The organism is Citrobacter sp. HN-141, from assembly GCF_033341895.1.
Taxonomy (GTDB): domain Bacteria; phylum Pseudomonadota; class Gammaproteobacteria; order Enterobacterales; family Enterobacteriaceae; genus Citrobacter.
On sequence record NZ_JAWPBF010000001.1, the window covers coordinates 72,532 to 96,135 of the forward strand.

Consider the following 23,604-nt stretch of genomic DNA (forward strand, 5'->3'; position numbering starts at 1 on the left):
AATACACCGTGTGAAAAGAGCAAAATGCCATTTTTTGAATTATTCACACATTTTGATGAAAACTCTCTATCAAGACTGACTTTTGATAAAAAAATATTGTCCCGCCAAGGGTGGGAAAAGCGCAAACGACACCGCAGAATAGAAGGTGCTTATCTTTTAAACTCTCCACCGAGTGACGAGTTTTTTCCCTGGAGGGGAAATGTCGCAAGTCTCGCAGGCAAGGAACCTGGGTAAATATTTCCTGCTCATCGATAATATGCTGGTCGTGCTGGGTTTCTTTGTCGTTTTCCCACTGATCTCTATCCGTTTCGTCGACCAAATGGGCTGGGCCGCCGTGATGGTCGGTATCGCACTTGGATTGCGCCAATTTATTCAGCAAGGTCTGGGGATTTTTGGCGGCGCAATTGCTGACCGCTTTGGTGCCAAACCCATGATTGTGACCGGCATGCTGATGCGTGCCGCCGGGTTCGCCACGATGGGGATTGCGCACGAACCCTGGCTCTTGTGGTTTTCCTGCTTCCTCTCCGGCTTAGGCGGTACGTTATTCGACCCGCCCCGTTCAGCACTGGTGGTCAAACTGATCCGCCCGGAAAAGCGCGGGCGCTTTTTCTCTATTCTGATGATGCAGGACAGTGCCGGTGCCGTTGTTGGCGCATTACTCGGCAGCTGGCTGTTACAGTACGATTTCCGCCTGGTCTGCGCCACGGGGGCAATTTTGTTCGTTCTGTGCGCTGCATTTAACGCCTGGCTGCTTCCGGCATGGAAGCTATCCACCGTGAAAATTCCCGTGCGCGAAGGCATGAGCCATGTGATGCATGACAAACGATTTGTCACCTATGTCCTGACGCTGGCGGGGTATTACATGCTGGCGGTACAGGTTATGTTGATGCTGCCGATTATGGTTAATGACATTGCCGGTTCGCCGGCTGCCGTGAAGTGGATGTATGCCATCGAGGCGTGTCTCTCTTTAACGCTGCTCTACCCTATCGCCCGCTGGAGTGAGAAACGTTTTCGTCTTGAGCATCGGCTGATGGCAGGCCTGCTGATCATGTCTCTTAGCATGATGCCCATCGGTCTGGTCGGGAATTTACAGCAGCTTTTCACCCTGATTTGCACCTTCTATATCGGTTCTATCATTGCGGAACCGGCACGCGAGACGCTGAGCGCCTCACTGGCGAATGCACGCGCACGGGGCAGTTACATGGGCTTTAGCCGCCTGGGACTCGCCATCGGCGGAGCCATCGGTTATATCGGTGGCGGCTGGCTGTTTGATATGGGTAAAGCACTGTCACAGCCAGAGCTCCCGTGGATGATGCTCGGCATTATCGGCGTTATCACCTTCCTCGCGCTGGGTTGGCAGTTTAGCCATAAACGCCCGTCACGCAGCATGCTGGAACCTGATGCCTGATAGCTGACCAGACGTCCCGGACTCAATTTCAGTTTTTTCTGCTGGCGTCCGGGCCGCTGGTGCTGGATGCTGCTTTGTGTCACGATTACGCCACAAGCATCATGTTGAGGAACCCCATGAAAAAGATTTTTTTTGCTGCTGCACTGATTGTCAGCGGCCTGTTGGTTGGTTGTAATCAACTCACACAGTACACGGTTAGCGAGCAAGAGATTAATCAGGCACTGGCTAAGCATAACGACTTCTCGAAAGATATTGGTCTGCCTGGCGTTGCTGAAGCCCACATCGTACTGACCAATCTCGCCAGCCAGATTGGTCGCGAAGAACCGAATAAAGTGACGCTGACAGGCGATGCCAATCTGGATATGAATTCCCTTTTTGGTAGCCAGAAAGCGACCATGAAATTGAAGTTAAAAGCATTGCCAGTCTTCAATAAAGAAAAAGGCGCGATTTATCTACAAGAAATGGAAGTGGTCGATGCGACCGTCACACCAGAGAAAATGCAATCAGTGCTGCAAACGCTGATGCCCTACTTAAATCAGTCGCTGCGCAATTACTTTAACCAGCAACCGGCCTATATTCTGCGTGAAGACAGCAGCAAAGGCGAAGCGCTGGCGAAAAAACTGGCGAAAGGGATTGAGGTTAAACCGGGCGAAATCATTATCCCGTTTACCGATTAATCAACATCAGGGCGCGAATGCGCCCTTTTTTTTCGTGCAAACGAAAACGTTTCCGCTTATCCTTTGTTTCCGGCAAAAAAGACTATCCTCAGCCGGAGCATATTGATGACTGCACCATCCCAGGTTTTAAAGATCCGCCGCCCAGACGACTGGCACCTTCACCTTCGCGATGGCGACATGTTGAAAACTGTCGTGCCTTATACCAGTGAAACTTATGGTCGCGCGATTGTTATGCCAAACCTCGCTCCGCCGGTCACTACCGTTGATGCGGCCATTGCGTACCGTCAGCGCATTCTGGACGCTGTACCCGCCGGACATCACTTTACGCCGTTGATGACCTGCTACTTAACAGACACGCTGGATCCTAATGAAATTGAGCGTGGATTCAACGAAGGCGTCTTCACCGCCGCGAAACTTTATCCCGCCAATGCAACAACCAACTCTACACACGGTGTAACCTCGGTCGATGCCATTATGCCGGTACTGGAGCGCATGGAAAAATTGGGGATGCCACTGTTGGTGCATGGTGAAGTGACGCACGCTGAGATCGATATTTTCGATCGCGAAGCACGTTTCATCGAAACGGTGATGGACCCCTTACGTCAGCGTTTAACCGCGCTAAAAGTGGTGTTTGAACATATCACAACCAAAGATGCCGCCGACTACGTTCGCGAGGGCAACGAGCTTCTTGCCGCAACCATCACACCGCAGCATTTAATGTTTAACCGCAACCATATGCTGGTCGGCGGAATTCGTCCGCATCTGTACTGTCTGCCGATACTCAAACGTAACGTTCACCAGCAGGCGCTGCGTGAACTGGTTGCCAGCGGATTCAGTCGTGCATTCCTGGGTACCGACTCCGCACCGCATGCGCGTCATCGTAAAGAGTCCAGTTGCGGCTGTGCGGGCTGCTTTAATGCACCGACCGCGCTGGGCAGCTATGCCACTGTGTTCGAAGAGATGAACGCTCTGGACCATTTCGAAGCCTTCTGCTCACTCAATGGCCCACAGTTCTATGGTTTGCCGGTGAATGAGACCTTTATTGAGCTGGAACGCGTGGAGCACCAGGTCCCGGAGAGCATTGCGCTGGAAAATGACACGCTGGTGCCATTCCTTGGCGGTGAAACGGTACGCTGGTCAGTAAAACGCTAAAAAAATGTAGCCCACTGTTGTCAACTGGCGCAGTTAACTGTATAAATAACCAGTATATCCAACAGGGGGCTATTATGCGTATTGAAGTCACTATTGCCAAAACTTCACCTTTACCAGCCGGTGCTATCGACGCGCTGGCAGGTGAACTCTCCCGCCGTATTCATCATCATTTTCCGGATAACGAAGGTAACGTTACCGTTCGTTATGCCGGGGCCAACAATCTGTCGGTTATTGGCGCATCAAAAGAGGACAAAGAACGCATCAGCGAAATCCTACAGGAAACCTGGGAAAGCGCGGATGACTGGTTCATCAACGAATAAAAAATGATATGCAGTTATGTTTGTTTGCCGGGTCGCCCCGGCTTTTTTATACGTGAATCCTTTAAATCAATCTTGCATTCACCACGCTGGCAGATAATTTATATTAAATACCTTGATTATCTTTTAATCAAATCACCAAAATAATTGCACAACATGCTAAAAAAAAATGAATAACATGTTGTTTTATTAGTCAGATAACACTGAAAACAAAAAATTTATGCGCTGCCCTCTTTAAATTTTCAATGAATACCCTTATTTATTGATATACTGAAGTTGCTTCAGAAAAAAACGCATTGAACCTCGAAAACCGTTGTCTAGTAACACGAATTAGGGGGCATGATGGAAAAGAATAATGAAGTCATTCAGACTCATCCGCTTGTAGGGTGGGACATCAGCACTGTTGATAGCTACGATGCGCTGATGCTGCGTTTGCACTACCAGACCCCGAATCGTCCGGACCCGGATGGGACTGAAGTCGGTCAAACGCTCTGGTTAACCACTGATGTTGCCAGGCAATTTATTTCGATATTAGAAGCCGGAATCGCCAAAATTGAATCTGGCGATTACCAGGTAAATGAGTATCAGCGACATTAAACCTGATACATCACACCATCAAAAGGCACCTTCGCGGTGCCTTTCTTATTTGCAGGTTGAATATTCCGGTTCAGTTATTTACCCTGCTATACCTGTCATACTTCAAGTTGCATGTGCGTTGGCTTTACCCGGCCTTTGGCCTCGCCCCTTCGGGGCCAACGTAAGCGCTGTTCAAAACCGCCAGGGCATTTTGTCCTGCAACTCGAATTATTTAACGTATGCTATCGCGATTGCAGAGAGAAGCGGATGAAATACGACTTAATCATTATTGGCAGCGGTTCCGTGGGCGCCGCAGCCGGATACTACGCCACTCGCGCTGGTCTTAACGTTCTGATGATCGATGCGCATATGCCACCGCATCAACAGGGCAGCCACCACGGCGATACACGATTAATTCGTCATGCTTATGGCGAAGGTGAAAAATACGTTCCGCTGGTGCTACGTGCGCAGACCTTGTGGGATGAACTTTCCGCACAAAATGAAGAGCCTGTTTTTGTTCGCTCTGGCGTTATCAACCTGGGCCCAGCAGATTCAACCTTCTTAGCGACCGTAGCGCAAAGTGCCAAACAGTGGCAGCTCAATGTCGAACAGCTGGATGCAGCAGCCATTATGGCTCACTGGCCAGAAATTCGCGTGCCTGAAAACTATATCGGGCTGTTTGAAGCCGAATCCGGTTTTTTACGCAGTGAGCTAGCCATTAAAACCTGGATTCGCCTGGCTGAAGAGGCGGGTTGTGCACAGCTGTTTAAATGCCCCGTCACGGCGATTCATCACCACGGTGATGGCGTAACGGTTACAACAGCCGATGGTGACTACCACGCGAAAAAAGTCGTCGTCAGCGCCGGTACCTGGGTCAAGGCATTACTGCCTGAACTGCCGATACAACCGGTGCGTAAGGTGTTCGCATGGTATCAGGCTGACGGGCGCTACAGTGTCAAAAACACATTCCCGGCATTTACCGGCGAACTGCCAAATGGCGATCAATACTACGGTTTTCCGGCTGAGAATGACGAGTTAAAAATTGGCAAACATAACGGCGGACAGGTCATTCATTCACCTGAAGAACGTAAACCGTTTGCTGCTGTCGCCAGCGATGGTTCTGAAGCCTTCCCATTCCTGCGCGCTGTTTTGCCTGGCATTGGCTGTTGTCTGCATGGCGCATCCTGTACTTACGATAACTCGCCAGATGAAGACTTCATTATTGATACGTTGCCAGACCATGACAACACGCTGGTGATTACCGGACTCAGCGGACACGGTTTTAAGTTTGCTTCCGTACTGGGCGAAATTGCGGCTGATTTTGCCCAGGGTAAACCGTCAGCCTTTGACCTGACACCATTCAGGCTGTCCCGTTTTAAGCGATAATTGATCAATGGCCTCGTTGGTGAGGCCATTTTTAATGACAGGAATAACATTGATGCGCCGCATCTTTCACTATCTGGTTAATAATATTCGCGAGCATTTCATGCTCTACATTATTTTATGGTCGCTGCTGGCGATTATGGACGTCATATATATTATGTTCTTCTAATTGATATGCGCTGACATTAATTGACAAAAACTGATAATTACTTAATTTCATTGCAATAAACTGAATAACATAATTCTCATCCTTCCTTGTTTTCAAGCCCTTCTCTTTGTTCACTCACACTAACGATTTGATGATTGCGCCTTTAATTAATCAATTTTATTGAAATAAGAATAAATATCATCACCATTGTTATTTATTAGTTGCATTAATGTCTTTTACGCGCCATTTTCATTCACTTCTGAAATATCTAACGGTATGTTTATGCAATTCAATAATAGTCCACAGCGTTATGGCGTGGTGTCTGCCGCATTGCACTGGCTGGTCGCTATTGCCGTTTATGGCATGTTTGCTCTGGGTTTATGGATGGTAACACTCAGTTATTACGATGGTTGGTATCACCAGGCGCCTGAACTGCATAAAAGTATCGGTGTGTTGCTGATGATGGGACTGGTTGTCCGCATTGTCTGGCGGGTTGTTTCCCCTCCCCCTGCCGCGCTGAAAAGCTATTCCCGTCTAACCCGCATTGCGGCGGCATTGGGCCACCTCACTTTATATACCCTGCTTTTTTCTATTGTCATCAGCGGCTATCTGATCTCTACCGCAGACGGTAAAGCAATCAGCGTATTTGGTTGGTTCGATGTTCCCGCCACCTTTGCCAACGCAGGCGTACAAGCCGACATCGCCGGTAACGTGCACCTGTGGCTCGCGTGGGCCGTGGTGGTTTTATCACTTCTGCATGGGCTAATGGCCCTGAAACATCACTTTATCGATAACGACGATACCCTTAATCGCATGTTGGGAAAATCGTCATCTGACTATGGAGCTTAAAATGAAAAAAAACCTGCTGGGACTCACACTTGCCTCTTTATTATTCACGACCGGCTCTGCCATCGCGGCGGATTACAAAATTGACAAAGAGGGACAGCATGCCTTTGTTAATTTCCGCATTCAGCATCTGGGGTACAGCTGGCTGTACGGCACATTTAAAGACTTCGACGGTACATTTACCTTTGACGAGAAAAATCCGGCTGCCGATAAAGTCAATGTCACCATCAACACCAACAGTGTTGATACCAATCATGCCGAGCGTGACAAACACCTGCGTAGTGCAGAATTCCTCAATGTGAGCAAGTTCCCGCAGGCCACCTTTACGTCCACCAGCGTGAAGAAAGAGGGCAACGATTTGGATATCACCGGTAACCTGACCCTGAACGGCGTCACCAAACCGGTAACACTGGATGCAAAGCTGATGGGTCAGGGTGGCGATCCATGGGGTGGCACACGCGCCGGTTGTGAAGCTCAAGGGAAAATAAAGCTGAAGGATTTCAACATCACCACCGATCTCGGTCCCGCTTCGCAGGAAGTCGAATTAATTATCTCGGTGGAAGGCGTACAGCAGAAATAACGTCCTATTGATGCCGGATGAGGCTTTTGCCACCATCCGGCATCGTGTTACTGCGCCGGATCGGGAATACCGAGCTTAGTATTTAAATGACCCCGCGATTTGTTAAAGATCTTATTGCCGTTCTCACGCCCCGCGCGACGGCGGCGCTGCTCTTCTTCCGGCAGTTCACTCTCTTCACTACACAGTTCACTACAGCAGCCTTTATACTTTTGCGCACAGGCTGGACACTGAATAAACAGCAGATGGCAGCCATCGTTTTTGCAATTGGTATGGCTGTCACATGCGCTACCGCACTGGTGACAATGCGAAATCACATCGTCAGAGATCCTTTCACCCATGCGTTCATCGAAAACAAAATTTTTGCCGATAAAACGCACAGGCAGCCCCTGCTCACGCGCTTTGCGGGCATACTCAATAATGCCGCCCTCAATGTGCCAGACTTTGCTAAACCCGTTATGTTTCATCCAGGCACTGGCTTTCTCACAACGAATCCCCCCGGTACAGTACATAACGATTTTTTTATCCTTATGCTCCTGCATCATGTCTACCGCTTTCGGCAGTTGATCGCGGAAGGTGTCTGCCGGGATCTCCAGTGCGTTTTCGAAGTGACCCACTTCATATTCATAGTGGTTGCGCATATCAATAAACACCGCATCCGGATCGTCCAGCATGGCATTCACTTCAGCAGCCTTCAGATAATCACCCACGTTGCTGGCGTCAAAATCAGGATCATCAATGCCATCCGCGACAATTCGCTCACGGACCTTCATGCGCAGAACCCAGAAAGATTTGCCGTCATCATCTAATGCAATATTGAGACGCACCCCGGATAATGCAGGATCAAATGCGTATAACTGTTGGCGAAACGCATCAACGTGACTTTGCGGTACACTGATTTGTGCGTTAATGCCTTCCCGCGCAAGATATACGCGGCCAAACACATTCAATGTCGTGAACAGTTGATACAGTGCATCACGCGTTTGCTGAGGATCAGCGATGGTGAAATATTTATAGAATGAAATCGTCGTGCGCGGCTCAGATTCCGCCAGCATTTTAGCTTTGAGCGCGTCATTCGAAATGCGGTTGTGTAACACTGGCATGGTGTACGTATCCTGCAATCAGTAAAAATGAAAATTGGCCGGCATGATAAAGCAAACATCGCCAATTTACATCCACACATTTTACGCTACATTTCATACTTCACGATAAAAACGCAACAACAATTGATGGTTTAATCACCGTTCTCCCGTCGTAAATTTTGATACGCGTAAAAAAATGCGACAATACAGGGAATTGGTCGTTAGAAGACAGGATAGACATGACGAATTTACCCAAGTTTTCGGCTGCGCTACTGCATCCGCGTTATTGGTTAACCTGGTTGGGTATTGGCATCCTTTGGTTAATCGTGCAGTTACCCTACCCAGTGCTCTATAAATTGGGATGTGCATTAGGGCACCTGGCATTGCGTTTGATGAAACGTCGGGCAAAGATTGTTTCCCGCAATCTGGAACTGTGCTTCCCGCAAATGAGCGAGCAGGAACGCCAGCAGATGATGGTAAAAAACTTCGAGTCTGTCGGTATGGGCGTAATGGAAACCGGTATGGCCTGGTTTTGGTCCGACAGGCGAATATCACGCTGGACTGAAGTTATCGGAATGGAGCATATCCGTGACGTTCAGGCACAGAAGCGTGGGATCCTGTTAGTTGGTCTGCACTTTTTGACCCTTGAGTTGGGCGCACGCCAGTTTGGCTTACAAGAGCCGGGAATTGGCGTGTATCGTCCTAACGACAATCCGCTGCTCGACTGGCTGCAAACCTGGGGGCGTATGCGCTCCAATAAATCAATGCTCGATCGTAAAGACCTGAAAGGGATGATTAAAGCGTTGAAGAAAGGTGAAGTGGTCTGGTACGCGCCGGATCACGATTACGGCCCTCGCGCCAGTGTATTTGTGCCTTTGTTCGCCGTTGAACAAGCTGCGACGACGTCCGGTACCTGGATGCTGTCACGAATGTCGAATGCCTGCCTGGTGCCATTTGTTCCCCGCCGCAAACCTGACGGCAAGGGGTATCAATTGATCATGCTGCCACCGGAGTGTTCACCACCGCTGGACAATGCTGAAACAACGGCGGCCTGGATGAATAAAATCGTTGAAAAATGCATCATGATGGCCCCCGAGCAATACATGTGGCTACATCGCCGCTTCAAGACACGTCCTGAAGGCTCCCCGTCTCTGTACTGAGTCTTTGTTGCAGTCCAGTGGGCTGCAACACCTTCTCTCCCCTTTTAGGTTTAACTGCTATCCGCATTGCAGCAACTATCAACCAGGCGCATAATTAGCCTGCTTATTTATATTTAATCGATAGCGCAAACAGCGCATCACACTGCGGATCGCTATGTCACCCTCTGATGTCCCCATAAACTGGAAACGCAATCTCACCGTTGCCTGGCTGGGCTGTTTTTTAACCGGCGCAGCATTTAGCCTGGTCATGCCATTTTTACCCCTTTACGTCGAGAGTCTTGGCGTGACGGGTCACAGCGCCCTGAATATGTGGTCAGGGCTGGTATTCAGTATCACCTTCCTGTTTTCAGCGATTGCCTCACCTTTCTGGGGCGGGCTGGCCGACCGTAAAGGCCGGAAAATTATGCTCTTACGCTCGGCGCTGGGCATGGCCATCGTCATGCTGCTGATGGGGCTGGCGCAAAATATCTGGCAGTTCTTGATCCTGCGCGCCCTGCTGGGTTTACTCGGTGGATTTATTCCTAATGCCAACGCACTGATCGCAACCCAGGTGCCACGCAATAAAAGCGGCTGGGCGTTGGGAACACTTTCCACCGGCGGCGTCAGTGGTGCTTTACTTGGGCCACTGGCAGGCGGGTTACTTGCCGATCAGTATGGTCTGCGCCCCGTATTTTTCATTACCGCCCTGGTGCTGTTGATCTGTTTTATTCTGACACTCTTTTTTATCCGTGAACGCTTCCAGCCAGTGAGCAAGAAAGAGATGCTGCACGTTCGCGAAGTCGTGACGTCGTTAAAGAATCCAAAGCTGGTGCTGAGCTTGTTTGTCACTACCCTGATAATTCAGGTTGCAACCGGCTCTATTGCGCCAATCCTGACGCTGTATGTACGGGAGCTTGCGGGCAATGTCAGCAATATCGCGTTTATCAGCGGGATGATTGCCTCTGTACCCGGTGTTGCGGCCTTAATCAGTGCACCAAGACTCGGCAAATTGGGTGACAGGATTGGCCCGGAGAAGATCCTGATCGTGGCATTGGTTATCTCCGTACTGTTGTTGATCCCAATGTCATTCGTCCAGACACCCTGGCAGCTAGGCGTGCTGCGCTTTTTACTGGGTGCCGCTGATGGTGCATTGCTGCCTGCCGTACAGACCTTGCTGGTGTATAACTCAACCAACCAAATCGCCGGGCGCATCTTTAGTTACAACCAGTCGTTTCGTGATATCGGCAACGTGACTGGGCCGTTAATGGGAGCTGCTATATCAGCAAATTATGGCTTCCGTGCCGTCTTCTGCGTCACCGCGGGTGTTGTGTTATTCAACGCTTTCTACTCGTGGAATAGTCTGCGCCGTCGCCGGGGATCTCAGGTCCCGGGATGATTTTGTATATCCATTCTCAACGCTCCCCCCAACATATCAATTGGCTTAATGTGGGGGGATACGCAGAGTGAACTCAATAACAGTTCTGATCGTACTGGCTACACATCTTTTTTAAACGTCATGACACTCAATAACGCTTAATATTATTCTAGCTGTTATAGTAAACCACTTTATTTCTACCTGAGTTTTTCGCTTCATACAGCGCAGCATCAGCATATGATACGACTTTATCAGCAGAATAATCATCAGATTTACTACAATATACACCGATGCTGATTGTCATTTTCTCTTTCAAGCCATATATATTGGGCACCGCTGTTTCAGTCTCAACATTTTTTCTTATTCGTTCCGCAACAAACATTACTTCAGCTTTATCTTTACACTTAATCAGTATCCCAAACTCTTCCCCACCAATTCTCGCAAAAATATCGGAGTCCCTGATCGATTTATTAACAATATCAACAATGCTCTTTATAACGCGATCGCCTTCCTGATGGCCATAAGTATCATTGATGCGTTTGAATTTATCTATATCCAGTATCATTATACAAACAGCACCTTTTACTAAAGATGACTTCAGTGCCTTATAGAATAATTTCCGGTTATATATCTTAGTCATCGCATCTTTTATTGCTGAATCCGTCTCTCTCTTAAGAATAATGAACGTGTTGTACATTAATATAGATATGATACATAAGGTGCTGATGACTTCGATGCCCCTACTGACATACCAAATATACATACTATATTCATCCAGACTTAACAGCAGAACATTCGTCAGGATTGCCGAGCAACACAGTAACGCGATGCTTTTCCATAAGATACCATGCATTTTGGTTTTCACTGCCAGATACAATAAAACCATCCCCCATGCAATAATCAGAGAATATATGTAGCCAATATGCCAGTGCACCGTTTTATTGTCAGCTTTGAGACTGGTAATTTTAATCGTGACATCAGCGTTATAGCTGGATAAATTATGTGAAAGGAATGCAATTGCCAGCATAATCAGCAATGCTATAATGATGTAGCATGGTTCTCTTTCTTTAGTCTCAATAACGGTGGAAGTCGCTTTATACGCTTTCAATGATACAAAAAACAATGCAATAAAACTCACTTGCCTAAAATAATAGAAGATAGCAATATCATTTGTCCGTTTTTCTATCAAAACACTATCATTAATTAAATCCTGAACGATATATATAGTTTCTATAAAATAGATATTATTACTGAGGAATGCCATTCCTAATATCATCAGGTATGTTAGATCTCTCCTGCAAAGGTACTGAAATAGCATAAAAAGAAAAATAATTCCGTACAGAAAGAACAACCCCACGATGATAATTAAATATGTTGTTTGAGGTACACTCTGCACTTCTAACTGATACTGAGAAAGACACACACCAACAATAAGATAGCTGACTAAGCAAACTATGTAAAAACTCATCAACCTGCTATTGTTTGAATTACTATTATCCATAACAGCCTTGGCAAGAATCCCTTTTAGCATTTTATATATTAAGTTATTACTTTTTGCAAATTAATAATTCAACCCATAACACAACATTATTTATTCATCTTTTAATGATAAATAGCTTATCTATAACTTCTGTTATTATTCATTAAATATGATGAATTCATTTTTATGCAAACCAGGAGTTTACATACGAGTTACAAATTAAATGGTTGGCGATATTATCCACATTACTAAATGTTGATGATTTCAGATGTTATCTATATCTGCTTCTTGATATCATTCTCCTTTAATTTCATGCCGTTAATTAATGTTTATCTCATCTGCCCATTGTGTTTTTTCATTGTAAGCTGTCGCAAGTTTGCTATTCAATCACCCCCTTTAAACTATAATATCCTCACGTATTGTGCTCCAGTCATAACCGCTTGAGTTTAATACATTACACCCCATTCTTAGATACTTAAGGTTTATTGTTCATGAATCGTATTGGCGGCAGAGTTCAACCCGTATTTTTGTTGTTCCAGGAAGCACCACAACCGTGTGGTTAGGGTGAGAAACACCCGATGCTTCAAGTCGTTGCATACCTGAAACTTCGCGATAAACGAATGCTTTGACAGTTTTCACCACACCACCTATATCTTTTTATTAAGCCAATCACCCATGCGATCAGGATGCGAATATGAATGCCTTGTACCCCACCCTTGAAGAAGCCATTGATGCAGCCCGTGAAGAGTTTCTGGCCGATAATTCAGGCCTTGAATCTGACGAAGCCAGTGTCCAGCAGCTGAACGTACAAAAGTACGTGCTACAGGATGGCGATATCATGTGGCAAGCTGAGTTCTTTGCCGACGAAGATGATGGTGAAGGCGAATGTTTGCCCATGCTGAGCGGTGAAGCGGCACAAAGCGTTTTTGATGGTGACTATGATGAGATTGATATTCGCCAGGAGTGGCAGGAGGAAAATACGCTCCACGAATGGGATGAGGGTGAATTTCAACTGGAGCCTCCCCTTGACACAGAGGAAGGCCAGACCGCAGCCGATGAATGGGATGAACGGTAGTTACTCGTAAGGCCCATGGTGTACATCGAGCGGTAATAGCAACGTATCAAACACCAGCGAAAACGGCAGATCCAGGATGGTGACATAACGCCACGCAGAGTCCCGGACGTCCCATTGTACGCCTGGATAGTATTGATTTCCGTGTCCTTGACCGGGGATCGTCCGGCTAATAATGCTGCCGCATCCGCTCAGAAGAAAGACCATCATTCCCACAGCCAGTATTCGCACTGGATACCTCATGACTTTTATATTCAGTATAAAAAAATACCGGCTCCAGGCCGGTATTTTTACGTTTCACACGCTTATTTTTTCCTGAGCGCCAGTGGGTTCAGGGTTATCCCCTGATAATAATTAACCCATGAGGAATACTTATCTGGTGAATTCCAGACGCGATAATGTAAACGCGCCATGGTCACCGGATCGCTCAACAGAACCAGGCGGCGATCGCGATTCAGTTTCTCCGGCGTTTCATTCAGCGCCTGCTCGACATGGCGATCGCGTGCGATTTCAAGCACGTTACTCGCACGATGGCGCGCGGTAGCCATGGCCGTTGCCAGCGCGTTAAACGACGGATTAAACACGGCGTGCATGAAACCGTCATCCAGCGAACGATTACGGTTCAACTCCAGATAGTTATCCGTGTCCACCAGCACCTTCGGCGGTGAATACTCTTCCGGGATCAGGAACAGTTTCCAGCGTTTGGTACGTAACCCAACCGTTGAACGACTGGAAATGACGGAAACAAACGGCGACAGGATTAGTGAAAAGACAATCGGAGCCAGCCAGAACAGGAAACGCAGATCCAGCCAGGCCATCCCTACTGCCCACACCAGACCCAGCAACAGCTGAGATCCGTGACGCATAAACGCCTCGCCCCACGGAGTGGAGTCGTCATCACGTTGCGGCGAATTCCACACCACTTCCCATCCGAGGAAGGCACTCACCACGAAAACGGTGTGGAACAGCATACGCACCGGCGCCAGCAGCACGGAGAACAGAACCTCCAGCAGCAGCGACAGCGTGACGCGAATAAATCCACCGTACTCTTTCGTGCCTTTGCACCAGATAAGCAGAATACTTAGCAGCTTCGGCAGGAACAACAGCACCATCGTTGAGGCAAACAACGCGATAGCCAGCTCAGGACGCCACTGCGGCCAGACCGGGAACAGCTGACGTGGTTGCAGGAAGTACTGCGGTTCCGTCAACGCATGGACCACCTGCAATGCGGTCGACAACGCGAGGAACATAAACCATAACGGCGCGGACAGATAGGACATAACGCCGGTCAGGAACACCGCGCGATGAACCGGGTGCATCCCTTTAACCAGGAACAGCCGGAAGTTCATCAGGTTACCGTGGCACCAGCGACGGTCACGCTTGAGCTCATCCAGCAGGTTTGGTGGCAGCTCTTCATACGAGCCCGGCAGATCGTAAGCAATCCACACGCCCCAGCCCGCACGACGCATCAATGCCGCTTCCACGAAGTCATGGGAGAGGATCGATCCCGCAAACGAGCCTTCGCCCGGTAGCGGTGCAAGCGCACAGTGTTCAATAAACGGTTTCACACGAATAATCGCGTTATGACCCCAGTAGTGCGACTCACCCAACTGCCAGAAGTGAAGTCCGGCGGTAAACAGCGGGCCATAAACGCGGGTAGCAAACTGCTGGCAGCGCGCGTACAGGGTGTCCATACCAGACGCTTTCGGTGAAGACTGGATAATCCCGGCATTCGGGTTCGCTTCCATCAGGCGTACCAGACCGGTCAGACAGTCTCCGCTCATCACGGAGTCAGCGTCCAGCACCACCATATAGCTGTACTGGTTGCCCCAGCGACGACAGAAGTCATCAATGTTACCGCTTTTACGCTTCACACGGCGACGGCGGCGGCGGTAGAAAATCTGTCCTTCGCCCTGCACTTCGGCAATCAGTTCCATCCACGCCTTTTGTTCCGCGACGCAGATATCGGGGTTATAGCTGTCACTCAGAATGTAAACATCGAAATGCTCCGCATTCCCCGTGGCTTTAACCGACTCCCACGTCGCACGCAGGCCCGCGAATACGCGGTCAACGTCCTCGTTACAGATAGGCATGATTAGCGCGGTACGGTGCTCGGGATTCAGCGGTTCATCCCCTACCGTTGAGGCAGAAATACTGTACTTGTCACGCCCAATCAGCAACTGCAGGAAGCCCATCAGCGCGGTCCAGAAACCGGCTGATACCCAACAAAAAAGCACGGCAAACAAAATGAGGATACCGGTCTGTAGCACATAAGGCAGCAACTGCATAAAGGAAACCCACAGGTTCTGCCCCATCATATCTGCTGGATTAATGAACGCCCATCCCTGATAAGGAAGGATCGTCTTCATATACCAGGTCGCGACGACCGTTTGCGCCAGCGTTAAGATCAACAGCGTGTAACGGCGGATCGTGCCGACGGTACGCCATTTTTGCTCACTCTCTTGTTCTTCTTTCGTTAAACGAGAAAGATAACGCGGTGTGACATCGCGCCCACGCAGGCGATCCCAAAAACGGCCAACCGGGTTAGTACGCCAGGGATCGGGAAACATTGAGGTACGTGTCGCTTTCGGCATTGCCTGCAGCTGGTCACGCCCTTCATCATCCTTTATCAACTGATCTTTGGCCAGAGAGTCTGGCCAGGCTTGCTCAAGGCGAGCTTTTACAGAACCCTGCGGTGAATCATCTTCGCGCGAGTAAGTACGGTGCTCGGCATCCAGCGCCTGATGAACGGCGCGGATGTCAGTTTTCGGCAGTGCCGCTTTTTCGATATCCGAAAGCGGCATTGCGTCAATATACTCAGTTGTCTTATTCATTGGCAGGTAACTGGTAGCTCCAGGTTTCACTCAACGGCTGATCGGCATTGGCCAACGCAGCACGCATTTCAGTGGTTTTCTTCGCATCTTTCACTTTCACGCGCAGCATCAAACGCCACCCTTTCGTGACCGGGTTGTAACGCACGGTGCTTTCCACGATTTCACCGTTGTCGCCAATGCTGGTTTGCGCGGTAATCGGGGTGTCCTGCGGCAGCTTTTTCATCTCGGTGCCGGTGAAATCCACCACAAACGCGATAGTGCCGTCAGGCTGGCGAATGAGATTGGATTGTTTGACATCCCCTGTGGAACGGCGAGTCTGCTGCACCCAGGCATTTTCTGGCGCATGAAGCTTATCTTCATCACGCGTAAACGTCAGGGTGTACTTAAAGTTCATCTCTTTGCCTGCTTCCGGCAGTTGATCCGGCGTCCAGTAGGCAACGATGTTATCGTTTGTTTCGTCGTTAGTGGGGATCTCAACTAATTCAATTTTGCCTTTACCCCAGTCACCTTTTGGCGTGATCCAGGCACTTGGGCGCAGGTCATAACGATCGTCGATATCTTCGAAACGGGAGAACTGACGTCCACGTTGCAGCAGGCCGAATCCCTGCGGGTTTTCCATCGCAAAGCTGCTCACCGCGAGATGTTTCGGGTTATTCAGCGGACGCCAAATCCACTCGCCGTTACCAGCATGGATAGACAATCCGTTTGAGTCGTGCAGTTCAGGACGATAATTTGTCGTCGGAGAAGGCTGGTTCGGCCCGAACAGGAACATACTGGTTAACGGAGCTACGCCCAGTTTGCCCACTTTATCGCGCAGATAGACTTTGGACTGAACATCCACAACCGTGTCACGCCCAGGAATAATCACAAAGCGATACGCCCCGGTCGCACGCGGGGAATCCAGCAAGGCATAAATGGTTAAACGTTTGTCAGTCGGTTTTGGACGTTCGATCCAAAACTCGCGGAAGCGGGGAAATTCTTCGCCAGAAGGCAGAGCGGTATCTATCGCGAGACCGCGCGCAGACAGACCATAGACCTGGCCTGCACCCAGAACACGGAAATAGCTGGCACCGAGCATGCTGACGATTTCATCGTTTTTATCTTTGCTGTTGATCGGATACAGCACTTTGAACCCGGCGAAACCGAGATCTTTTACCGTGTCTTTATCATGCTGAACATCGCCAAAATTAAAGTAATCCGGGCTGTATTTGATTCTTTTCACCGCAGTGGCGGTGACTTCGTTGATTTTGACCGGCGTGTCGAAGTACATACCCTGGTGGTAGAATTCGAGCTTAAATGGGGTCTTGAGATTGCTCCAGTACGCTTTGTCGCGATTAAACTGGATCTGCTGATAATCCGCATATTTCATGTCGCGGAAAACGGAGGGCAAGTTACTTTTTGGCGCCTCGTAGCCTTTATCGGCTAAGGATTGAGCTTGCTTTGCAACATCATCAATACTGAACGCCCAGCTCGATGATGTATACAGCGTTAACATTACTGCTGCACCCAACCAACGCATTTTCATCATTTGTAGTTTATGTTTCATAATTAGTAAGCACTTCCCCCTTTGTGTGCTTATATTGATCCGATCCATTTTAATGGATAATCGGGTATTCCGACAACTGAATCCCTGTATTGTTCGCGTGCTGGCTCATGGTTTAATCAGGTTCGCCTACCTGTTTTCACTTTGAGTGCTTATCCTGGAGACAGGTTGTTGGACTTCGTGTAGGGTTGCCTTCGAATGTAACCATAATTCGTCTTAGGGATAAGACGAAAAGTCTGAGAATACGTAACTGTCTATGAGCTCTGTATCTCCACCGCGTGAATATTTTCTGGATTCCATCCGTGCCTGGCTGATGTTGTTGGGGATTCCCTTCCATATCTCGCTGATCTACTCCACGCATACCTGGCATGTGAACAGTGCAGAACCGTCATGGATATTGACCCTCTTTAACGATTTCATACATGCATTTCGCATGCAGGTCTTCTTTGTTATTTCGGGTTATTTTTCATACATGCTGTTTTTGCGCTACCCCTTAAAGCGCTGGTGGAAAGTGCGTGTTGAACGTGTGGGTATCCCCATGCTGACCGCCATCCCGCTACTCACGCTGCCGCAATTTATCATGCTGCAATATGTGAAAGGTAAAGCCGACAGCTGGCATACTCTCAGTGGATACGATAAATACAACGCACTGGCATGGGAGCTGATTTCTCATCTGTGGTTTTTACTCGTCCTTGTCGTTTTAACAACCGTGAGTATGTGGGTGTTTAGCCAAATGAAACACCGGTTGACGAGCCCCGATGGCATCAGCACTTCCACGGTATCGATGACGAAACTGACGTTGATTTTTTTGTTGCTTGGCGTCGGATACGCCGCCGTCAGAAGAACAATTTTTATCGTCTACCCGTCTATTCTCAGCGATGGCATGTTTAATTTCATCGTCATGCAAACGCTGTTCTATGTGCCGTTCTTTATGCTCGGCGCGCTGGCGTTTATCAATCCGCAGCTAAAAGCACTGTTCACAACGCCCTCGCGCAGCTGCACGTTCGGTGCGGCATTCGCTTTTGTGGCTTATCTGCTCAATCAACGCTATGGAAACGGCGATGCCTGGATGTATGAAACCGAATACGTGATAACGATGGTGATGGGACTGTGGATGGTTAACGTCGTTTTCTCGCTCGGCCACCGTTTATTGAATTTCCAGTCAGCCCGCGTCACCTATTTTGTCAATGCTTCACTGTTTATCTATCTGGTGCATCATCCGTTGACGCTGTTTTTCGGTGCCTATATCACACCACACATCACATCAAATCTGCTGGGTTTTCTCTGTGGGCTGCTGTTTGTGGTCGGGATTGCGGTAATATTGTACGAAATCCACTTGCGCATACCGGTGCTGAAGTTCCTCTTTTCCGGGAAACCCATCGTTAAGCAGGATAAAAACAAGGCCATTGCCGGATAGCAGACCTGTCATTGCATGGCTCAGAGCAGCCATTCAATCGGTAATATAGAGGCCAGCCTCACCAGAACCCGCTTCCAGAATCCTGTGGCGGGTTCTTTTTTCACTACCCGCTCACTGCCGCCAGGACAGTCTACCCAGTTTATCCGGCCCCAGCGGTCCAGGCGCAATTGCCAGGCCACATCACGCTGGCTTTGCATAAAGCGTTTATGAATCAATGACGCCAGCACTTCACTCTCAATCACAAACCCCATTTCCGTATTGAGCAACGTTGAGCGCGGATCAAAATTAAGCGAGCCGATGAAGACTTTGCGGCCATCAATGCTGAAGGTTTTCGCATGCAGACTGGAGCCCGAATTGCCGGTCAGCCCGCGATCGTGTACCACCGCACCGCGATCGCGGGTTGGTTTTAGCTCATACAGTTCTACACCATAGCGCAGCAATTTTTTCCGCCAGCGCGCATATCCCGCATGCACAATTGCCACATCATTCGCGGCCAGCGAGTTAGTTAAAATAGCAATTTTTACCCCTTTTCGGACCAGGCGCAGGAGCTGTGCGACTCCGGCACGTGTCGGCACAAAGTAAGCGGAAATTATATCAATACGCTCAGTGGGTGAGCCCATGACGTCAAACAAACGCTGCGGTAATAGCGAGTGACGCGGCGCTTTCCCCTCTCCTTTTGCCGGATCGTCACTGAGCAGCCGCGTTTTGGCCCAAATCAGCGACAGTGAACCCTGATCGAGCTGCGTCATAAACTGGCTGGTCTCCAGTTTGTGCAAATAGCGTCGGGTAATATCGTCGTTATACCAGGATTCTGGCAGTTCAATACGTTGCGTCGTTTCTGGCTCAGACAACGCAAGGACGCTCTGTAACGTTGAAACTGACTGACATTGCCAGTAGCGCTCAAAATCATCCGCGACCTCTTTCACCACCGGACCGATGGCCATCACGTCAAGATCGGAAAACAACGGTTCTTCACCCGCACCAAAATAGGCATCACCGATATTACGCCCGCCAACCAGCGTCACTACACCGTCCGCGGTATAACTTTTATTGTGCATGCGGCGATTGAGCCGGGCGAAATCGGTTAAATACCCCAACGCGCGAAGGATGCGAAATGAGAAGGGATTAAACAGGCGGACTTCAATATTCGGATGGTTATCCAGCAGACGCAGCGTGTCATCAAGGCCCGGCGTGTTGTTATCATCCAACAGCAAACGAACCCGTACCCCGCGTTTCGCCGCGGCCAGCAGAACAGAAAACAACAGCAGCCCGGACATGTCGTTCTCCCAGATGTAATACTGCACATCCAGCGTTCGTTCCGCCATTTCTGTCAGCCGATAACGGGCTGCGAAAGCATCCAGACTGTCATCCAGTGCCAGAATGCCGCACTGATCCGGATGGCTTACGCACAATGGGGTAATGGCACGCTCAAGTCGCGTCATATCAGGCCGTGTTATCATCGCCTTGTTGGGTGAGTAATCTCTTGTATAACCTGGCATTTTCCTCATCAAAACACACGAAATAGATTTGATCAGGTAGCGCACGGCGGGTGATAAACTTCAGCACCGTATTCACCGCTATCTCCGCCGCCGCCGCACGTGGATACCCGTAGGCTCCGGTGCTGATAGCCGGGAACGCAATAGATTGATAGCCATTGGCCAGTGCCAGTTGTAATGAATTGCGATAGGCCTCCTCAAGGCGTTCAGCTTCATGATGATCGCCGCCCTGCCAGACGGGCCCAACAGTGTGGATCACCGCTTTGGCGGGAAGATCTCCCGCCAGGGTGATAACCGCATGACCGGTTGGGCATTCGCCCTGTTGCTGTAATACCTGTTTGCAGGCTTCCAACAGTGCCGGTCCAGCTGCACGATGAATCGCTCCATCAACGCCACCGCCGCCCAGCAATGAGGAGTTGGCCGCATTGACAATCACATCAACGGCGATTGTCGTAATGTCGCCCTGTAAAACATGAACACGCGATTGCATAAGTTCCCCCTGACAAAACACTCTCTGTTAAGTGTACAGCAGGGTTTTCTACGAAATCTCACTTTTTAACCATACAGGTGCATATCTACGCCGGAACGATTCATTTATATTCAATATTAAGAATCGCCAGATTTTTCTGTTCATTAAGGTACTGCATTTTCACACTGGCAATTTGCTGGAGGCTTTCAGGGGCCATCGCTATCTGTTGCGTGTTATAGCGACTACTCCGTAGCTTGCCATCACGTATACATGACAATTCAATCTGTTGTTGTTGCGAGTTCACCTCACAAGGCGATTCAACTATTGCGCCACGGAAATGGATAATTCCGCCAGGTGTGATTTGCTGCGCCGTTGCGGAGAACATAAAAAAAGAAGTAACACATAAACTGGTACTTAAAATACGTTTTAATAAGGTGCTCATAAGGGTTCCTCAATGATAAACCATCCTTGAGGGATCGAAGTGATCCTTCACCGCTGCGATTAACGACCAAATAAAAACGTTTTCACGTCTCTATATTCATAGAACAGCACCGCTGTCCCAGCCACACCCTTAAAGCAAATACAGCAAAAAATCATGAGCGACTGCTTGAATCAGGCCACTGCTGGGACAGATGCAATGACTGCCCATCCGAAACGGTAACGACAATGTTGACCGTATCTTCAGGTGAAATATTAAAGCTCAGTTTTGTTAATTCAATCGGCCGATTAGCAGGGATCGACAGGCTTGTTTTCTGTTGCGTTTGGCTTTGCCCCCCCGACCCTTTACGTATGGCAAGAACTTGTACCTGGCACACGCAGGGTTGCGATAACGTCACCTGCGGAATAATGGTATACATCTCACCTTGCTGGGTTGTATTAAAGGTTATTTGATTTGAAAGCGCGGCAATAAGTAATAGCGTATGCATAATATGCTCCCGAAAAAAAACAGGGCTTTCGCCCTGTTTATTATCAGTCATAAAACTGAATTAGTGCTGGTTAGCTGTCGCATTGTTGCCATAACCAACCTGCTGAATCAGAACATTCGAGTCAGATGCAGTCTGATTAACCACCGCACCGTTACGACCACCGAACTGAGTTACACTGATGTCAGCATTTTTTGCATTCCACTGATTGATATCTGCGCTGTTCTGGAAGCCAGTCTGTTTCAGGCTAATGGTACTATCATCAGCACCTTGCCCGACGGTAGCACCGTTACCATGTCCGTGTTGTGTGATGGTCACGTCTGATTTACGTGCATCACTTTGCAGCGCATTCGCAACGTTACTTGACCCATATTGGTAAATACTCAATGAAGAGTCCGGGCCATAATTACTACCACCGTTATGGTGACCATTGCTGTTCAATTGCGGAACAAGGCCTGCCAGAGCACTGCCAGAAACTACGATTGCTGCGAATGCTGCCACTTTTAAAAGTTTCATGGTAAAACCCCCATCGGATTGATTTAAACGTCGTTCACGGATTAGCGTTGAGTAACGCGAATTGCCATTTGCGACTGTCTCTGCACCACAACTGCTGTTTTTTGTGTACCGTACTGGGTAATATTTGCTTTATTACCAGAACCTTTCTGGATAATCATCGCTGTATTACCGTAAGAACTTTGTTTAATACTCGCATCATTGGAGCTGCCCGTTTGATCAATATATGCAAAATTATATGATCCTGTCTGGTCTGTTCTCGCCCGGTTACCTGAACCTTCTTGCGAAATGACCGACAATAACTTGCTGCCCTCCTGGCGAGTATTTGCACTGTTAGCAGTGCCAACCTGACCAATAATGGCTGCCTGATTAAATGAAGACTTACTTAATTCATTTACCGCAAAGTTATATTCTGAATTAGCTAAATCATAACTGGTTGCGGATGCAATCCCAGGCACACCCAGTATTGTAAACATCATAAATAACAACTTGTTTTTCATGCTGTCACCCTGGACCTGGTCGTACATGAAGTTAAATTAATTACCACTCAAATTGTTGTTAACATGACTTACATTTGTTAACGCCACGTTACGATGAAGAGTATGTCCGTTGAAACATTTTAAATAACTCACCCGCGAGTGGTATTTTTATATCCAGATTCACACCAAAGTACTAATTAACAGTGAATAACACCGCTACAGGTAAAGGTTTTATTTTTATTTCGTCATCAGGAATGAATGTCTATGCAGTCACTGAAAAAGTGCACTTTCCACGATTTCAGGGCTTCGTAGCACCGCGTCGCGATAGTCATCGATGCAAGTCGTGACAAAGGTCAGTTTTTTCCGCCTAAAATTGTCCAACGTAAAGTGGGACAAAGAATTTTGAATTCATTAGAAATATAAAACTCGATGATTATAAATTAAAACATTATAAATCAATAAATTACTATAATTTGTATGATTTTTTAAATCTATGCAGCAACGGTAAAATGTACAACTTTCCTATCAAATCTAAACTCCAATAAAACCCAAAAATCACATTTAAATAGATAATTTTACATCCTGTTACATGTTTAACACTTGCTTTAAGATTTGTAATAGCTAGATTGAAATCAGTTGAAGTCCATTTGTTTTAATATTTTCACCCCTTTGGGTCGATATTTTATTTCTACACAGCA

General features: G+C 48.2%; 24 protein-coding genes. 13 read left to right on the forward strand and 11 right to left on the reverse strand.

Translation table 11 applies throughout. The annotated features are described in order from the left end of the window. Window positions 1-199 precede the first annotated feature (199 nt). The 9 genes from mdtH (at window position 200) to RYZ59_RS00440 (ending at window position 7,087) form a co-directional block, all read left to right on the forward strand. The gene (gene mdtH, locus RYZ59_RS00400; RefSeq protein ID WP_318048760.1) at window positions 200-1,408 is read left to right on the forward strand and encodes a multidrug efflux MFS transporter MdtH; all 1,209 of its coding nucleotides are present in this window, start codon (window positions 200-202) and stop codon (window positions 1,406-1,408) included. A 116-nt stretch (window positions 1,409-1,524) separates the two neighbouring features. Next, a complete protein-coding gene (locus tag RYZ59_RS00405) occupies window positions 1,525-2,085 on the forward strand; it encodes a lipoprotein (protein ID WP_061068127.1) in 561 nt (186 codons plus the stop codon). Window positions 2,086-2,190: 105 nt separating this feature from the next. Next, a complete protein-coding gene (pyrC, locus tag RYZ59_RS00410) occupies window positions 2,191-3,237 on the forward strand; it encodes a dihydroorotase (RefSeq protein WP_318048764.1) in 1,047 nt (348 codons plus the stop codon). Between the two features lie 74 nt (window positions 3,238-3,311). Next, window positions 3,312-3,557 carry a DNA damage-inducible protein I gene (gene dinI, locus RYZ59_RS00415; protein ID WP_202038314.1) on the forward strand — a complete coding sequence of 82 codons (246 nt, stop codon included), beginning with the start codon at window positions 3,312-3,314 and terminating at the stop codon, window positions 3,555-3,557. Window positions 3,558-3,896: 339 nt separating this feature from the next. After that, window positions 3,897-4,151, forward strand: a complete 255-nt coding sequence (gene bssS, locus RYZ59_RS00420; protein WP_003036154.1) for a biofilm formation regulator BssS — start codon at window positions 3,897-3,899, stop codon at window positions 4,149-4,151. 246 nt (window positions 4,152-4,397) lie between these two features. Further along, window positions 4,398-5,516 carry an N-methyl-L-tryptophan oxidase gene (gene solA, locus RYZ59_RS00425; RefSeq protein ID WP_318048768.1) on the forward strand — a complete coding sequence of 373 codons (1,119 nt, stop codon included), beginning with the start codon at window positions 4,398-4,400 and terminating at the stop codon, window positions 5,514-5,516. 52 nt (window positions 5,517-5,568) lie between these two features. Then, a complete protein-coding gene (locus RYZ59_RS00430) occupies window positions 5,569-5,682 on the forward strand; it encodes a YceO family protein (RefSeq protein ID WP_003846814.1) in 114 nt (37 codons plus the stop codon). A 261-nt stretch (window positions 5,683-5,943) separates the two neighbouring features. Further along, a complete protein-coding gene (locus RYZ59_RS00435) occupies window positions 5,944-6,510 on the forward strand; it encodes a cytochrome b (protein ID WP_286629198.1) in 567 nt (188 codons plus the stop codon). A gap of 1 nt (window position 6,511) precedes the next feature. Beyond that, window positions 6,512-7,087, forward strand: coding sequence for a YceI family protein (locus RYZ59_RS00440; RefSeq protein ID WP_318048785.1), 576 nt, complete (start codon window positions 6,512-6,514; stop codon window positions 7,085-7,087). A 47-nt stretch (window positions 7,088-7,134) separates the two neighbouring features. On the opposite strand, the gene RYZ59_RS00445 is transcribed toward RYZ59_RS00440, so the two are convergent. Continuing rightward, window positions 7,135-8,187: a rhodanese-related sulfurtransferase gene (locus RYZ59_RS00445; protein ID WP_318048788.1), complete on the reverse strand. Its 1,053-nt coding sequence runs from the start codon at window positions 8,185-8,187 to the stop codon at window positions 7,135-7,137. 218 nt (window positions 8,188-8,405) lie between these two features. Between RYZ59_RS00445 and RYZ59_RS00450 the strand changes: the two genes are divergently transcribed. After that, a complete protein-coding gene (locus RYZ59_RS00450; RefSeq protein ID WP_318048791.1) occupies window positions 8,406-9,326 on the forward strand; it encodes a Kdo(2)-lipid IV(A) acyltransferase in 921 nt (306 codons plus the stop codon). Between the two features lie 154 nt (window positions 9,327-9,480). After that, entirely contained in the window at window positions 9,481-10,701 is a 1,221-nt protein-coding gene (mdtG, locus tag RYZ59_RS00455; protein WP_202038309.1) for a multidrug efflux MFS transporter MdtG, read from the forward strand. 148 nt (window positions 10,702-10,849) lie between these two features. On the opposite strand, the gene RYZ59_RS00460 is transcribed toward mdtG, so the two are convergent. Further along, window positions 10,850-12,211, reverse strand: coding sequence for a sensor domain-containing diguanylate cyclase (locus RYZ59_RS00460; RefSeq protein ID WP_318048795.1), 1,362 nt, complete (start codon window positions 12,209-12,211; stop codon window positions 10,850-10,852). Between the two features lie 643 nt (window positions 12,212-12,854). Here RYZ59_RS00460 and RYZ59_RS00465 point away from each other — a divergent pair. Beyond that, a complete protein-coding gene (locus tag RYZ59_RS00465) occupies window positions 12,855-13,235 on the forward strand; it encodes a MysB family protein (protein ID WP_137383210.1) in 381 nt (126 codons plus the stop codon). Here the strand turns inward: RYZ59_RS00465 and RYZ59_RS00470 are convergent, their stop codons facing one another. The 3 genes from RYZ59_RS00470 to mdoG all read right to left on the reverse strand — a co-directional run bounded on the left by RYZ59_RS00470 (window position 13,236) and on the right by mdoG (window position 17,594). Continuing rightward, window positions 13,236-13,475, reverse strand: a complete 240-nt coding sequence (locus tag RYZ59_RS00470; RefSeq protein WP_411961629.1) for a YceK/YidQ family lipoprotein — start codon at window positions 13,473-13,475, stop codon at window positions 13,236-13,238. 62 nt (window positions 13,476-13,537) lie between these two features. Continuing rightward, entirely contained in the window at window positions 13,538-16,066 is a 2,529-nt protein-coding gene (gene mdoH, locus RYZ59_RS00475) for a glucans biosynthesis glucosyltransferase MdoH (protein ID WP_137383209.1), read from the reverse strand. Then, window positions 16,059-17,594: a glucans biosynthesis protein MdoG gene (mdoG, locus tag RYZ59_RS00480; protein ID WP_137383216.1), complete on the reverse strand. Its 1,536-nt coding sequence runs from the start codon at window positions 17,592-17,594 to the stop codon at window positions 16,059-16,061. The genes mdoH and mdoG overlap by 8 nt, the downstream gene beginning before the upstream one ends. A 271-nt stretch (window positions 17,595-17,865) precedes the next feature. Here mdoG and mdoC point away from each other — a divergent pair, with 271 nt between their 5' ends. Continuing rightward, a complete protein-coding gene (gene mdoC / locus RYZ59_RS00485) occupies window positions 17,866-19,026 on the forward strand; it encodes a glucans biosynthesis protein MdoC (RefSeq protein ID WP_318048799.1) in 1,161 nt (386 codons plus the stop codon). 20 nt (window positions 19,027-19,046) lie between these two features. On the opposite strand, the gene RYZ59_RS00490 is transcribed toward mdoC, so the two are convergent. The 6 genes from RYZ59_RS00490 to csgB form a co-directional block, all read right to left on the reverse strand. Further along, complete coding sequence (locus RYZ59_RS00490; protein ID WP_318048800.1) at window positions 19,047-20,534, reverse strand: phospholipase D family protein; 1,488 nt, start codon at window positions 20,532-20,534, stop codon at window positions 19,047-19,049. Next, complete coding sequence (ymdB, locus tag RYZ59_RS00495; RefSeq protein ID WP_137383206.1) at window positions 20,470-21,012, reverse strand: O-acetyl-ADP-ribose deacetylase; 543 nt, start codon at window positions 21,010-21,012, stop codon at window positions 20,470-20,472. Before ymdB ends, RYZ59_RS00490 begins: the two co-directional genes overlap by 65 nt. A gap of 100 nt (window positions 21,013-21,112) precedes the next feature. After that, window positions 21,113-21,433 carry a type 1 fimbrial protein gene (locus RYZ59_RS00500; protein ID WP_202038304.1) on the reverse strand — a complete coding sequence of 107 codons (321 nt, stop codon included), beginning with the start codon at window positions 21,431-21,433 and terminating at the stop codon, window positions 21,113-21,115. Between the two features lie 151 nt (window positions 21,434-21,584). Then, window positions 21,585-21,917 (reverse strand): curli assembly chaperone CsgC, encoded by a 333-nt coding sequence (csgC, locus tag RYZ59_RS00505; protein WP_137383204.1) that lies wholly within the window; start codon window positions 21,915-21,917, stop codon window positions 21,585-21,587. Between the two features lie 60 nt (window positions 21,918-21,977). Further along, entirely contained in the window at window positions 21,978-22,430 is a 453-nt protein-coding gene (gene csgA, locus RYZ59_RS00510) for a curli major subunit CsgA (RefSeq protein WP_137383203.1), read from the reverse strand. 41 nt (window positions 22,431-22,471) lie between these two features. Next, window positions 22,472-22,927, reverse strand: coding sequence for a curli minor subunit CsgB (csgB, locus tag RYZ59_RS00515; protein ID WP_048211206.1), 456 nt, complete (start codon window positions 22,925-22,927; stop codon window positions 22,472-22,474). Between the last annotated feature and the right edge of the window lie 677 nt (window positions 22,928-23,604).